Below are 15,140 nucleotides of genomic sequence, written 5' to 3' on the forward strand. Positions count from 1 at the left end.
AATACGTTGTAACCCGACGCACCCGAAAAGGGAATTTCTTGAAGGAAATTGATTAGTCGATAGACTGGAGCTCAATAGCGAAAGGGATCGCAGTTCATGACGCCCCGGTATCGGATGCAGCAGATCGCCCGGTCTATCCGCAATTGCTGTTGTTCAAGATGTTGCTGGCAGGAATCTGGAACGATGGTTTAAGCGATGAGTCGCTGGAAGGCGATATACCTGATGATTCCGTGCCGTTACGCTTTCGAACTCGGCTGACGGCGTCGGGCTCTGGGAATGATTGTTAGCGCACGACATTACGATTAAATAAGGCTGCCATGTTGATGCGGGCATTACACGAAATCCGCGCAAGCCCAGAAAACCAAACCTGCTTACGAAGTCGTGAGTGATCGGGAAGAGCAGGACGATGAAGCGGATGCTCAGATAGCAATGCAGCAAGTCATTGAAGTGATCCAGCCCGCTATGTCGTGGAGCGCACTTTTGGTGGCTAGACACGTTGGTTCAATTTCTTTGCTTCTGGCAATTATTGGGTAGCTAATTAATCTTCAACGTAATAGTTCAATTGGAACTGGAATGACAAATAGATATTATTTTCTTGGTCACGAGACTTTATCAAATCGTGGATGCGAAGCTTTGGTGCGCGGAATTTCAAGTATTATTTATGAACGATCGCCTGATGCAGAATTTCTTGTGCCAAGTTTTAATGTTGAAAATGATAGCAAGCAATGGGTAGCCGAAAATGAACATCAAGTAAGTTTTATTTCGGCGTATAAGATGCCTCTATACGTAAGAATTTGGGGCAAGCTGAATAGAACGGCACCTCAATTAAGTCGCTTATATTTTCCTTCACCTTCGATACCGAAAGATATTCAGCAGCATTTGAACGATACAACCGCTGGTATTCTAACCGGTGGTGACGTACTTTCCTTGGAATACGGAATCCCCTCACTTCTTAAGTTTCTGGGGCAAGCAGAAAGTTATATGGCAGGCGGTCGTTCAGTGTTTCTATGGGCTGCTTCGGTTGGGCCATTTAGCTCTCAGCCAGATATAGAGAAATATGTGGTGAAGAAATTAACTGCATATGCTGGAATTTCTGTGCGGGAGACATCAAGTTATAACTATCTAAATCAGCTTGGACTTGATAATGTAAAATTGGTCGCCGATCCAGCTTTTGTGATGAAACCTGATCCTTGGGATACTTCGATTGCACTGCCTGATGAGCATGGCGAGGGATTGTTGGGGATTAACATCAGTCCACTGATTAAAAGTTTTCGAGGCAATCAATCGCATGTTTTAGAGATGGAAAAAGCAGTCGTTGATTTTTTGCGAGATGTGATTAAGCGTACCAACTTTTCGATTGTATTGATACCGCATGTGGATAGTATTGATGGTAGCGACTGGAACAGTGACTACTGCTATATGCTGCATTTAATGAAACAATTAGATTTGCCGCAAGATATGTTGGTAGCCAGAATTTGTCTTGCGCCGCGCAGGATGAACGCAGTGCAGACTAAATTCTTAATTTCACAATGTAGATTTTTTATTGGCGCTCGGACTCATGCCACTATTGCGGCGTGGTCAACTAGTGTACCTACCGTTTCAATTTCCTATAGCATTAAAGCGCTTGGACTAAATACCGATTTGTTCGGAGATCTGAGTTATGTACTCGAAACACCCCGGATTTCCAGAAATACCTTGTGGGAATCATTAGAAAAATTGCGTGCGGATGAAGAGAAAATAAAAAATCTACTTCAGCTGAAGATTCCTCAATGGCAGCAACGGGCCCGAGAAGCTGCAGATCAAGTTCTACCGGCAATTGAGTGATATGTTAAATCGAACAGCATCTATAAGATAACCAGATAGAATTTAAAGCTGGCAATCTGCTTAGTCGTAAGTTAGTAGTAATTTTTGATTTACTTCTTGAGTTCTTAATTATCAATCACAAGGTTTAAACCACCGGCGTTAGCCGGTCAGCTTTAGCTGCGACAATACGCCACACGAAAGGAGGTGTGGTATGGAATACAGATATGGCAGTCATACGGTTTTTCAGATTGAGTACCACTTTGTGTGGGTAACGAAATATCGCTACAAGGCTCTGAAAGGAGATATGGCGGAGCGAATCCGGGATTTGGTGAGAGAGACATGCGAAGCCTTTGAAATCAGGATCGTCAAAGGTGTTGTGAGTAAAGATCATGTGCACATTCTCGTGAGTTGTCCGCCTAACATGGCTCCGAGCGAGATTATGAAGCGAATAAAAGGACGGACATCAAGCAAGCTGTTTGAGGAATTTCCGCACCTTAAAAAGAAATACTGGGGGGAGGCATTTTTGGGCAAGGGGGTATTTTTGTGCCACGGTAGGCCAGATGACGGAGGCAATGATAGAGGAATATTTGGAGCATCATTTTGAGCCTAAGCCGAATGATGATTTTAAAATGGAACCCGATTAGGACGCGTCGTTTAGGCGACGCGTATCCGGACTTTCAGTCCGTAACTCAAACCCACCGGCTTTAGCCGGTGGTTGTTTAGTACTTAATAAGACTTTTTGTCGATGGGAGAAATTTCTTTATTAGTTTGGCTCGAGATCTAATTTTAAAAAATTAGATTGGAACTAAAAATCATAAGCCTGAATACGATATTCCTACTACTTGATTAAATTTCTTTATAAAAATAAGTTGAAGATCTTAAATGCAAGATTTAACTGTTGAGATTTGTACTAAACAACCACCGGCTAAAGCCGGTGGGTTTGAGTTACGGACTGAAAGTCCGGATACGCGTCGACTAAACGACGCGTCTTATTCCGGCTCCATTTTAAAATTGTCGTTTGGATTTGGCTCAAAATGATGCTCCAAGTATTGTTTGATCATCTCTTCTGTCATCTGACCTACTGTCACGCAGAAATACCCTCGCGCCCAAAAATGCCTTCCCCAGTACCGCTTCTTCAAGTGAGGAAATTCTTCAAACAGATAGCTCGATGTTCGTCCTTTTAGCCGCCTCATGATCTCACTCGGAGCCATCTCCGGCGGACAACTCACCAGAATATGCACATGATCCTTACTTACTACACCCTGTACAATTCTCATTTCAAATGCTTCACACGTCTGACGAACCAACTCTCGTACTCGTTCTGCTACTTCTCCCTTCAGAATCTTATATCTATACTTCGTTACCCATACAAAATGATATTCAATCTGATAAACCGTATGACTTCCATATCTATAATCCATGCCACACCTCCTGTGTGGCATATTCTCGCAGCTAAAGCTGACCGGCTGAAGCCGGTGGTTTTAACCTTATGATGGACAATAAAACTTATATGAAAATTTCTAACCTTAAAACCACGAGTGATGGAAATAATATAAAGCTTTCAGCAATTGTCGATAGCGAACAATTGGGGAATAAGGAGCTTTGGTTTTCTATTCCTAAGAAATATGAACAAGGTCTGTGCAAAAGTAGAATGGATGGTTTTTTAGTGGGTATGCTGTTTCCCGCGATGCGGCATGGGGAAAATATTCATGTCGAAGGCTGCATATCCGCGCAACTATTATCCAATTTAAATCAATACGTAATTCCAATGCTGATGACATTTCTTCCAGCATGTAAGCGGATAATGATAACTGCAGTTGAAACCAGTACGGAGCGCTTCGATTGTTCGGGGGTGGGGACTGGTTTTTCAGGTGGAGTTGATTCGTTCTGCACATTTTTTGATCATTACGAATTGGAAAATAATACTGAGAATCGGATCAATAGTTTGATTTTTCTAAACGTGGGTTCCAATGGTCCAGGGCGTACGGATGAGGAATTGATGGCCGCTTACAACAAGTTTTGCAGTCGATATGCGTATCTACGTAAATTTCCAGAAGAGCTTGGCTTAGATTTTATTCCTTTAGACTCGAATCTGCATTCTTTTCATCCTTGGGGGCACCAATTAACGCATTCATTGACAACAATATCGGCTGTGCTGGTTATGCAAAATATATATCGAAAATATTTTTATGCCTCGGGCGGGTTATCTTATCTGGAATTATATAAATTTCATGATCTCTTATTGAAGAAAGATACTGCATTGATTGATCCGATGTTGTTACCGTTACTTTCGACAGAATCATTAGCTTTTGTTTCTGATGGTACACAATTTACACGTGTAGAAAAGATTCTCCGAATCATAGATTATGAACCCGTGCAGCGTTATTTAAATGTATGCGTTCATGATAGTGAGTCCCATGAGAATTGTTCGGTATGCAGCAAATGCTGCCGAACACTGATGACTCTTAATTCGATAGGAAAGCTAGAAACATTTTCTCAATTGTTTGATATCGGAAAATATAAGAAGCGCGCTGAATTCCTATATCTTTGCCAACAGGTTGTACTTCAGAATAAAGACCCATTTGCACGAAATAGCATTAAGCTGGCAAAAAAGAACAATGTCAAGTTGCCCTCCTTTGTGGTCAGCTATCTTTTAGTTTTGCTGATTAACTTTACCCGGGCTTGGATTCCGCCAACTATTTCTTCCAAAATTAAATCATTCTTAACAACTTGAATCAGAATTAGGTTATTACATTGAGCGTAGTCAAGCAGATTATACGCAATACCTTAAGCGGATGGCTGGCTGTAGGGATTCGCGGGATTCTTGCACTTATTATGGTGCCGTTCCTTCTCAGTCATTTAGGCAAAGAAGGGTTCGGATTAATTGGAATACTAAGTGTGATTGTTAGCATGGCTGTTGTGGCGGACTTAGGATTACGTAGCGCACTAGGCCGAGAATTAGCCGAACAAGTCGCTCGTAATGATCTGAAAATTTTTAATGAACTGGCAAGTACTGCGTTAGTTCTTTATTTTTTCCTTGCTTGCATATTAGGATTTACCGGGTGGTTCCTAGCACCTTGGATTGTTGATTTCTTAAAAGTTTCAGAAGCGTTACGTGAAGATGCGGTAAATTCAATACAGATTTACGGTACCGTATCCGTTATTCTTTCTTTTATTACACCGGTTTTTTCTGCTGCGCTATCAAGCTTTCATCGTTTTGATATTATTAATTCGGTACAATTGATTGTGGGTATCATTTCCAGCATTGTACTTTTTGTCGTGATCCCGAATGTTGAGAACCCGCTTTATGGATGGGTAGGGGTCATGCTGGTGTCTGAGGTATTCATTTTATTGCTGACGATAGTTTTTTTTCGAAGATTTTGTCGAGGTGTAGAGATTCGTTTTGGTTTTCTGAATGCTCAACGCCTGATTCCATTGTTTCATTTGGGGGGGTATTTGTACATCATACAACTCGCCCAAACTCTTACTAATACCGCCAATTCGATTGTTTTATCTTTTTTTCTCGGACCTATAGGTGTTGCCTTATACCAACCGGCTTCAAAGTTGTCGGCAATGTTTAATCCGATAGTCATGACTCTTTCGGAGCAACTTTTTCCACTAACAACAAAATTCCATACAACAGAAAATAAAGAAAAACTTCAGGAAACTTTTTTCTGGGGGACGAAATATACTTTATTATTGGGTAGCTTCGTGTCCGTGAGTATTTTTATTTTTTCTGAACCGCTGGCCAGGCTGTGGCTTTTCGATTCTTTAGGAGAGGATTATATTGTCGTAGCAGAGGTTATGAAGATTTTTGCCATTGTTGATTTGATGACATATGCCTCGGGAACGCAATGGCCAGTTCTCCTGGGAATGAAGAAACTGAAGTATCTGTCCATTTTGCTGATAGTTACGGCGATTCTAAATATTCTAGTATCGATATACTTTGTTGGTTTCACCGCAGTCGGGGTTGTCGGTGTGCTCTATGGCACTATCATTAGTAAATTCATAAGAATAGTATTATTAACATTTTATGTTCTGGAATTACTGAAAGCACGGTTCTATGTTTTTTTTCAGCGATCCATCTTGGGGCCTTTAGGTTGTTTATTTTTTCCGGGGCTATGTGCATGGATTTTAGTACATTTTTTTTCGTGCGAAACGTGGATTGGTTTGTTGTCAATGGTTGCAGTAACTGCTGGATTCTGGATTTTTTGTTTCTGGTTCATCGGGTTGAATTTCAATGAACGTAAGCAAGTAGTTACCGCGATTAAAAAAAATTTCAGAAAATCTGATTCAAATCCACCCGGCTTGGTTTGATAGCGCTTAAATTCATGGGTAATCTCCCAATTCACATTATCAAATTGATACATTATTACACGCTCAAACCTTCTACTAGGAGGAACGATATCGCCATCAAGATGCCTTGACATGATTAATTCTCGTTTGCCCAAAATCTAGGGGACTCTCTTAAGACAGTATTCTGGTTAATTTTTTGTTGTATCAGATTTGACGATGGCTTAATTCATCCCGACGCTGGTCGGTTTCAAAAAATGAAATTCTAAATTATCCTCTTAAAAATATGATTACTGTAATGCTACTCGGACCAAGTCTAACCGCCGTAAGCGGTGTCAGTACCCATTTGAATCAATTATTGCAATCGCCACTTGCTGATGAGTTTAATCTCATTCATTTTCAAGTAGGCGGGGAGGGACGAAACGAAACATCGGTTACCAAGCTAGTTCGTCTATTTCTGAGTCCTATACAGTTTTCTGCGGAAGTCGTTAATAAAAAACCGCAGATTATTCACTTGAATACCTCGCTAGAGCAAAAAAGCTATTGGCGGGATATTGCGTACTTGCTGATCGCCAAAGCGTTAAGAAAGAAAGTTGTTTATCAAGTACACGGCGGTGCGTTGCCGCAGGTGTTTTTTAAAAATAGCCGGTTTCTGACAAAAATACTTAAATGGGTACTCTTATCGACAGATGTTGTTGTATTACTCTCGCAAGAAGAGTTACATGCTTACCAGGATTTTGTGCGGAATCACAATTTGAAAGTGATACCTAACGCAATTGAGATAGGAGAGGATGCTCACTGGAAGGTTGATCTATCTTTGCAAAATAAACCACTACAATTGATATATGTAGGGCGTTTGGCTGAAGTTAAAGGGATTTTCCAAATTATAGAGGCGTTAGCTTTTGTCCGTGCACAAGGTAGAGATATTCGTTTGGTCATCGCTGGGAGCGGGCCGGATATGAAGAAGTTGCAAGCTATTGTAAATGATAAGAATCTGAATGCTTATGCTAGCTTTGCCGGCGCAGTGTATGGTGAGGAAAAAGACCGGCTTTGGAGAGAAGCTGATTTATTCGTTTTTCCGACATATCATCGAGAGGGGCTTCCTTACGCAGTCCTGGAGAGCATGGCAGCGCGCACTCCGCCGATCGTGAGTCCGGTAGGCGCTATTCCAGATGTGATGGAAGATGGGGTGCACGGTTATTTTGTTCCATCTCGCGATCCAAAGGCTTTGGCTGAGATAATTGAACGACTGGATGATGATAGGGCCTTGATCCGCAAAATGGGGCAAGCTTGCAGGGAAAGAATAGAAGATTACTATACAGTGATCAGATTAGCAGAAGACTTTCGTAATCTCTATCGTAATCTTATGAAATAAATAATTTTTATTGTCAAGAGGAAGAGTATTCCAATGTGCGGTATCTCGGGATTTATAGGATCGCTTACCAATCGTATCGATTTTTCTGGCGTTTTGCGAAAAATGTCCGGCAAAATTAGTCATCGAGGTCCGGATGATGATGGATTCCTAGAAACCACAACTCGAGATAGCCGCTATCGGATAGGTCTGGCACATCGCCGTTTATCGATTATAGATTTATCAACCGGACATCAACCCATCGGGAATGAAGATGGTAGTGTCCAGATTATATTTAACGGTGAGATTTACAATTATCACTCATTACGTGAGGAATTAATTGCTTGCGGCCATCAGTTTGTAACTGCTTCCGACACTGAAACAATCGTGCATGCTTATGAACAATGGGGTGAACGTTGCGTGGAATATTTTCGTGGCATGTTTGCTTTTGCTATCTGGGATGCGCGTCATGAGCGGCTTTTTCTTGCGCGTGATCGTTTTGGCAAGAAACCGCTATTTTTATATGAAGCGAATGACGTTTTGTTGTTTGCTTCCGAAATCAAGTCGCTGCTTACTTTCCCGGGAGTTAATGTTGAAGTGGAGCCGGAAGCAGTTTGGGACTATTTAATGTATCGCTATGTGCCAGCGCCCAATACATTATTTCGGGGGATACGCAAGTTAATGCCGGGTTGCTATGCGGTTTGGGAAAAAGGCAAATTAACCGAACGGCAATATTATCAACCTCCGGATCGTGAAGCGTTTTCTGAAATACCCTTACCTGCGGATCCAGTGGGAGCTTTTCTTGATAAGCTCGATGAAGCTGTGAAGATTCGAATGATTTCCGATGTGCCGTTTGGTGCGTTCTTGTCTGGGGGTATAGATTCATCGGCGGTGGTGGGGCTCATGTCGCGTCATTCTTCGCAGCCCGTCAAGACTTTCTCGGTTGGATTCTTGGAATCGAAATATAGTGAGCTGGCATACGCTGGGACGATCGCTGGTCAATTTAAGACCGACCATCATGAGTTGGTTGTTTCACAGGAACATCTTATCGAACATTTGCCGGCATTGGTCCGCTTTCGTGACGCACCCGTTGCCGAACCTTCTGATATACCCATTTACCTATTGGCGAAAGAAGCCAGACAATCCGTCAAAATGGTGCTCACGGGAGAGGGAGCCGATGAATTTCTGGGAGGATATCCCAAGCATGTTTACGAACGGTATTCGGCTTGGTATCAGAAAATACCGGGTTTCGCTCGTCATGGCATCATTGAACCATTAGTTCAGGCGCTTCCCTATCGTTTCCGGCGTGCTAAAACCGCGATCGTTAACTTAGGTTTGGAACATTTCGAAGAACGGATGCCTCGCTGGTTTGGCGCGTTATCCGAAGCTGAAAGAAAGGATTTAGTCGCGATGCCGCACCCGCGAGCTCTTTTAAACGAAGTACAGTTTAATTCATCTTCTGAAAGTAGTGCGTTGCGGCGTATCTTGTATTTTGATCAAACCAGCTGGCTGCCCGATAATTTGCTGGAACGCGGTGATCGGATGACTATGGCTGCTTCTTTGGAAGCACGGATGCCATTTATGGATCATGAGTTAGCGGCTTTTGTATCAAACTTACCCGACAATTTCCGTGTCCGCGGTCATCAAACAAAATGGATATTGCGCGAGGCGATGAAACGGATATTACCGCCCAAGATCCTGGAACGCCCCAAAGTGGGATTCCGCGTGCCGGTTAATGAATGGTTCCAAGGGCCGATGCGTGATTATTTATACGAACATTTAACCGGAACTGCATCGATCACGCGAAATTATTATCAAATGAAAAAACTTGAAAAGGTTTTAGCGGATCATGCGGCGGGTCGCCAAAACCACGAAAAGCTGCTGTGGAGTCTGCTTAATCTCGAAATCTGGCATCGTCAGTATTTGAGATAATCATTAAATGACAAACCGGTTATCTAAATGAAAGATACGAAATCGAATTATTATATACCGTCACTGGACGGGATGCGGGCCGTTGCAGCAATGCTGGTCTTTGTATCGCATGCGGGTTGGCCGCATCTCATACCGGGTGGATTCGGAGTAACGATTTTTTTCTTTTTAAGTGGCTATTTAATAACCACGCTTCTACGTAGAGAGTATGAAAGTACTGGATCTATTAACTTCAAGAATTTCTTTTTGCGGCGCGCGTATCGTATTTTTCCTCCTTTATATATTGTTTTATTCTTAATTGCACTATTGGCATTTGTAGGCGTAGTTGAGCATCAAATGCAACCCTGGGCGGTGATTTCACAGATTTTTTATTGGACGAATTACTATATTATTTTTTATGGAAAAGACCATTTGGTGCCGGCTACGGCAATTTATTGGTCTCTTGCCATTGAAGAGCATTTCTATTTGATTTTTCCATTTCTTTTTACGTTTGCCATTCGTAAGTACTCATATGCAAAAGCGGCTATGATATTTGTTGTAATTTGTATTTTTGTGCTAATTTGGCGTTGCTGGCTGGTTTGGGAAGTGGGTGTGCCTCCAATTCATACCTATTATGCGACGGACACTCGTTTTGACTCGCTATTGTTTGGATGCATTATGGGGGTATGGAGAAACCCGATGATGGATGACACTCAGAAGTTTAGTGATTGGACCAGCTATTTAGTACTTTGTGTAGCAATTGCGGTATTGTTGTTTTGTTTGATATGGCGAGATGTTTTTTTTCGAGAGACTTTTCGCTATACCCTTCAGGGTGTAGCTTTATTTCCAATTTTCTGGCTGGCAATCCGCCATCCTGACTGGTTGATATTCAAATGGCTCAACTGGCGACCTGTGCGTTTTTTTGGAGTCATTTCTTATACTTTTTATCTCATTCATGTTTTTTTGTTGGCGATAGTGGATCGTTTTGTCGATTCAGATCATCTGACACGATTGATATTTAGTTTTGTTTTGACGGTTTTATTTTCCGCTTTAATGTTTTATTTGGTTGAACGTCCAATCGCGGGTCTGAGGCGACGTTTGCATAATTAATCCATTATCAATTTATATTCTGTGAACCTTAAGTGTTTGCTAGCAAAATGTACCAGAGAATTCATTTAAACCTTTTACCAAAGAGTCAATGATCTGTTACTGTCATAGCAGTCTCATTTAAAAACATTGGCTACTATTAATCAATATGAGTAGTTTGAATTGGAAATTCAATCGATTGCGAACGATGGGATTGCCTGAAATAGGCCATCGGGTACGGCAGGCTGTTCAACTGAAACTTGAATCGTTTATGCTAGCGCGGTCTAAGCAGCAAACATCTCCCAGATTGTCACGTTTCGGCAAGCCGTGGATAACTCCGTTGCCGTGCCGATTCGGTGCCGGATTATATTGCGATGCTGCAGACCGTATTTTGGCGGGTTATTATGACGTCTTTGCGCTGAAAGGCGTTCACCTCGGTTTTCCGCCAAGATGGAATCGTGATCCCAAAACGGGGATTGAGGCGCCACTGGTTTTTGGTAAAACGCTTGATTATCGTGATGAGCGTATCGTGGGTGATATCAAATATCTGTGGGAGCCCAACCGGCATCTGCATTTAACCACTCTAGCACAAGCTTATCATTTGAGTGGCGATAAGCGCTATGCAGAAGGTATTCAAGCTTTTCTGGATTCGTGGTTTGATCAATGTCCTTATCCATTAGGCGTAAATTGGACTAGTTCGCTTGAGTTAGCGATACGGCTGGTGAATTGGTCTTTTACCTGGCATCTACTTGGCGGCGGTTCAAGTATTCTTTTTGCATCTGAAGAAGGCCAGCGATTTCAACGCCGATGGCTGGATAGTATTTATCAACATTGTTATTTTATAGCCGGATTTCTCTCGCGGCATTCATCTGCGAACAATCATTTGTACGGTGAGTTGATGGGTTTGTTTGTGGCGGCTATCACTTGGCCTTGTTGGCAAGAAAGCGATCAATGGAAGGCTCAGGCGTATAGAGAACTGGAATCGGAGACGTTAAAACAAAATGCTTCTGACGGCGTGAATCGTGAACAAGCGATCTATTATCAGCATGAAGTAACCGACATGATGTTGATTTGCTGGCTGACTGCGTGTGCAAATGGTATCGAGTTCTCGCAGAATTTTTCTTCAAGATTGGAAAGAATGCTTGAATTTATTGCATCGGTCATGGATGTTTCCGGGGCGGTACCGATGATCGGAGACGCGGATGGTGCTCTAATGGTGCATTGGAGTAAAGAGCATGACTGGAATGTTTATCGCTCGCTGCTGGCAACCGGTGCGCTGATATACGATCGCGCAGACTTTAAAATGAAAGCAGGGAGCTTCGATGATAAAAGCCGGTGGTTGCTAGGGGATGAGGCAAAGTCGCAATTTGACTCGATTGCTACAAGCGGTGTACGGGTCAAACCTCGTCAGGAATTCAGAGAAGGCGGCTATTTCGTGATGGGAGATAATTTTGATTCAGATGATGAAGTGCGCATCGTGGCTGACGCCGGACCACTGGGTTATCTTTCTATTGCTGCACATGGTCATGCCGATGCATTATCGTTTACGCTGTCGGTAGCGGGCAATTCTTTGCTTATTGATCCAGGTACTTACGCTTTTCATACGCAGAAAAAATGGCGCGATTATTTCCGAGGCACTTCCGCGCATAACACAATTAGAATCGATGGAATGGATCAATCCGAATCCGGTGGTAATTTTATGTGGTTGCGTAAAGCGGCTGTTCTTTGCGAGACTTGGGAAAGCAATCCAACCAGAGACTGTCTAGTCGCCCGTCACGATGGTTATGCAAGGTTGGTGGATCCGGTGATTCATCGCCGTAAAATCGAGTTTCTAAAAAAAGAAAAAATGATTGTGGTCGAAGATGTTCTGGAATGTTCCGGCGCGCACGATATCGAGTTTAATTGGCACTTTTCGGAAGCCTGTCAAGTGGCCGTGGAGGACAATAAAGTTGTGGCAATGGTTGCTAATGTGTGTGTGGAAATGACCATGCCTCATGATAATTTCCGGCCGGAGTTGGTCTGTGGAAACGACGAATTGCCGCTGGGTTGGGTTTCACGAAGTTTCGATGAAAAAGTGCCTGCGCCGGCCGTTATTTGGCGAGAGAAAATTAGCGGTACAGCTCGAAGATCAACGATTCTTAAAATATCATCGGGTTATAATGCCTGAATTGTTTGAGGCAGGTTGAAAAAGAGATTCTGATCAACAAATTGAAGGAGTCACATGAAAATATTGATCCGGCCAGATGAAGTTTGAAGTTTCAAGCGGCATATTTGACCCTCGGATCTTGAAAGAAGCTTTTGACCCGTTCGGGTGATTGTTCAAGTTTAACCATGTGTTCGGTGGCAGCGAGTTTGAGTTTGGCCTTGGTGCGCACCGGCACTTTCGTCCCGATGGCATGCTTGAGGTCGGCATTGAGGCGTTCCTCCGGATTCAGTTCCGGGCTATAGCTGGGCAGGTAGAACAGCTCGATTTTGTCTTGTCGTTCAGCGACCCATGCCTTGACCTGTTTGCTGTGATGAACCCGCAGATTGTCGAGAATCAAGAATACCTTCTTCCCGGCATCCTTGATCAGCGCTTCGAGGAATTCGATCAGCCTGTCGGCGTTGAAGGCCTCGTCGATAATCATCCAGCGTGTTTTGCCCTGATTCGTCACTGCGGCAATCATCGATAGCTTCTGTCGCGTACCACCAGCCGCGTAGGTGACTGGCGTCTTGCCTGCCGGAGCATAGCAACGACCGCGCACATCGGTATTGACCAAGGCGGTTTCATCGCCCCAGTGAATCTCGCCGCCTTCCGCCTTGGCGCGCTTCTCAATTTCCGGGTATTGCTCGTTGAGCCAGGCTTGTACGGCTTCAGGCCGCTGCTCATAGGCCTTCTTGATCGGCTTCTGGGGAGTGAAACCCCAACGTGACAGATAGTTGCCTACGCCGCGCACCGACAGCTTGATGCTGTACTCCCGCTCTATCAGTTGCATGACCGCCGCCCGATTCCACAGCGCAAATTCCATCTTCAGTTGCTCCGGACGCTTGTCACAAATGATCTTGCGGATGGCTTGTTCCTGCTCCTCTGTCAGTGACCGCCCTTGACCAGTACGCTTGCCTCGCATCCCTGGCTTCAGGGCGGAAAATCCGCCTTCTTCATACCGATCTATCGCAAACCGAACTGTCGGATACGAAAGCCCACTGAGCTCAACAATTTGCATCACGCCGTAGCCCTTGCGATGCAACCGCACCACTTGCTTGCGCCGTTCATGCAGTTGCTCCAGCGTCGAATATCTTGCGTCGTCTTTTTCCATTTCAACAAGATGGGGGGCGATTCATAAATTTCAAGTATTATTGTGCCGAGTCAATAAGTATTTTTGGTTTGGGTTATGTGGGTACTGTTTCTGCCGGTTGTTTAGCCACAGATGGGCATTTTGTGATCGGTGTCGATCCGAACAAAACAAAAGTTGATCTGATCAATCAGGGTACTTCGCCGATTGTTGAAAAAGATATCGGAGAAATGATTGCTGCAGCAGTGAAAAACAATCAGTTACGAGCTACTCAGGATGTGCGTGACGCCGTGATGCATTCGGAAATATCCTTGGTGTGTGTCGGAACACCGTCGCAACTGAACGGTAATTTGGATCTGAGTCATGTGCGCAAGGTGTGCGAACAAATTGGCGCTGCTCTTAAAGATAAAAGTGATTTTCACGTCGTCGTGGCCCGCAGTACGATGCTTCCGGGTTCTATGCGCAATGTTGTAATTCCGGCATTGGAATCGTTTTCGGGTAAGAAGGCGGGAATAGATTTTGGTGTATGCAATAATCCGGAATTCCTCAGGGAAGGAACAGCGGTATTCGATTACTACAATCCTCCCAAGACAGTTATCGGTGAGACCGATACCAAAGCCGGCGAATTGCTGATGCAGTTGTACGCGAAAATGGCCGCGCCGTTGATCCGAACCGGTGTCGACACAGCAGAGATGGTGAAATATGCGGATAATACCTGGCATGCTGTTAAAGTGGCTTTTGCCAATGAGATCGGTAATCTCTGTAAAGCAGAGGGAATTGACGGCCATAAAGTGATGGAGATTTTTTGTCAGGATACAAAATTAAATTTGTCGCCTTATTATATGAAGCCCGGCTTTGCTTTCGGCGGTTCTTGTTTGCCCAAGGATGTACGAGCTCTGATGTATAAGGCAAAAAGTTTGGATATCGATTTGCCGCTAATTAATGCGATTCTCCCATCAAATCAGCGGCAGATTGAGAAAGGTATCACCATGATCGCTGAAAAAGGGAATAAAAAGGTTGGTATTCTGGGTTTCTCTTTTAAAGCAGGGACGGACGATTTGCGGGAATCACCGCTGGTTAATGTGATTGAATACCTAATCGGCAAAGGTTACGATTTGAAGCTTTACGATAAAAACGTTAATCTGGCCGCTTTGACAGGCGCCAATCAAGATTACATCCTGAACCATATTCCACATATTTCCAAATTAATGGCGGCTTCAATGGATGAAGTGCTGAATTTTGCAGAAACGATAGTGATAGGCAATGGAGCGGCGGAGTTCCGCAATGTGCCGAGTGAATTGAAATCGGGCCAAGTCGTGGTTGATCTGGTGCGTATCGTTCCTAATCAGAGCGGGGATCGTTATGACGGAATTTGTTGGTGAAACTCAAATAGTATGAATGCCAAACCGGAAGCGGGTGATGAGTAT

10 protein-coding genes and 1 pseudogene are annotated in these 15,140 nt (G+C 43.6%); 9 read left to right on the forward strand and 2 right to left on the reverse strand.

The window, feature by feature from the left end:
• Window positions 1–573 precede the first annotated feature (573 nt).
• Window positions 574–1,824: a polysaccharide pyruvyl transferase family protein gene (locus RBH92_RS05235; protein WP_307933577.1), complete on the forward strand. Its 1,251-nt coding sequence runs from the start codon at window positions 574–576 to the stop codon at window positions 1,822–1,824.
• A 190-nt stretch (window positions 1,825–2,014) separates the two neighbouring features.
• Window positions 2,015–2,447: pseudogene (gene tnpA / locus RBH92_RS05240) on the forward strand (IS200/IS605 family transposase).
• Window positions 2,448–2,792: 345 nt separating this feature from the next.
• On the opposite strand, the gene tnpA (RBH92_RS05245) reads toward tnpA (RBH92_RS05240), so the two are convergent.
• Complete coding sequence (tnpA, locus tag RBH92_RS05245; protein WP_307931618.1) at window positions 2,793–3,224, reverse strand: IS200/IS605 family transposase; 432 nt, start codon at window positions 3,222–3,224, stop codon at window positions 2,793–2,795.
• A gap of 68 nt (window positions 3,225–3,292) precedes the next feature.
• Between tnpA (RBH92_RS05245) and RBH92_RS05250 the strand changes: the two genes are divergently transcribed.
• The 6 genes from RBH92_RS05250 to RBH92_RS05275 all read left to right on the forward strand — a co-directional run bounded on the left by RBH92_RS05250 (window position 3,293) and on the right by RBH92_RS05275 (window position 12,608).
• The gene (locus RBH92_RS05250; RefSeq protein ID WP_307933578.1) at window positions 3,293–4,537 is read left to right on the forward strand and encodes a hypothetical protein; all 1,245 of its coding nucleotides are present in this window, start codon (window positions 3,293–3,295) and stop codon (window positions 4,535–4,537) included.
• A 20-nt stretch (window positions 4,538–4,557) separates the two neighbouring features.
• Complete coding sequence (locus RBH92_RS05255; protein ID WP_307933579.1) at window positions 4,558–6,120, forward strand: lipopolysaccharide biosynthesis protein; 1,563 nt, start codon at window positions 4,558–4,560, stop codon at window positions 6,118–6,120.
• Window positions 6,121–6,382: 262 nt separating this feature from the next.
• The gene (locus RBH92_RS05260; RefSeq protein ID WP_307933580.1) at window positions 6,383–7,471 is read left to right on the forward strand and encodes a glycosyltransferase family 4 protein; all 1,089 of its coding nucleotides are present in this window, start codon (window positions 6,383–6,385) and stop codon (window positions 7,469–7,471) included.
• Between the two features lie 33 nt (window positions 7,472–7,504).
• Window positions 7,505–9,379 carry an asparagine synthase (glutamine-hydrolyzing) gene (gene asnB / locus RBH92_RS05265; protein WP_307933581.1) on the forward strand — a complete coding sequence of 625 codons (1,875 nt, stop codon included), beginning with the start codon at window positions 7,505–7,507 and terminating at the stop codon, window positions 9,377–9,379.
• 27 nt (window positions 9,380–9,406) lie between these two features.
• A complete protein-coding gene (locus RBH92_RS05270) occupies window positions 9,407–10,465 on the forward strand; it encodes an acyltransferase family protein (RefSeq protein WP_307933582.1) in 1,059 nt (352 codons plus the stop codon).
• A 247-nt stretch (window positions 10,466–10,712) separates the two neighbouring features.
• Window positions 10,713–12,608, forward strand: a complete 1,896-nt coding sequence (locus RBH92_RS05275; RefSeq protein ID WP_307933583.1) for a heparinase II/III family protein — start codon at window positions 10,713–10,715, stop codon at window positions 12,606–12,608.
• 91 nt (window positions 12,609–12,699) lie between these two features.
• Here RBH92_RS05275 and RBH92_RS05280 read toward each other — a convergent pair whose 3' ends face one another.
• Window positions 12,700–13,737 (reverse strand): IS630 family transposase, encoded by a 1,038-nt coding sequence (locus RBH92_RS05280; protein WP_307931811.1) that lies wholly within the window; start codon window positions 13,735–13,737, stop codon window positions 12,700–12,702.
• Between the two features lie 77 nt (window positions 13,738–13,814).
• On the opposite strand from RBH92_RS05280, the gene RBH92_RS05285 reads away from it, so the two are divergent.
• Window positions 13,815–15,095 carry a nucleotide sugar dehydrogenase gene (locus RBH92_RS05285; RefSeq protein WP_307933584.1) on the forward strand — a complete coding sequence of 427 codons (1,281 nt, stop codon included), beginning with the start codon at window positions 13,815–13,817 and terminating at the stop codon, window positions 15,093–15,095.
• Window positions 15,096–15,140: the final 45 nt, after the last annotated feature.

The organism is Nitrosomonas sp. sh817, assembly GCF_030908545.1.
Lineage (GTDB): Bacteria > Pseudomonadota > Gammaproteobacteria > Burkholderiales > Nitrosomonadaceae > Nitrosomonas.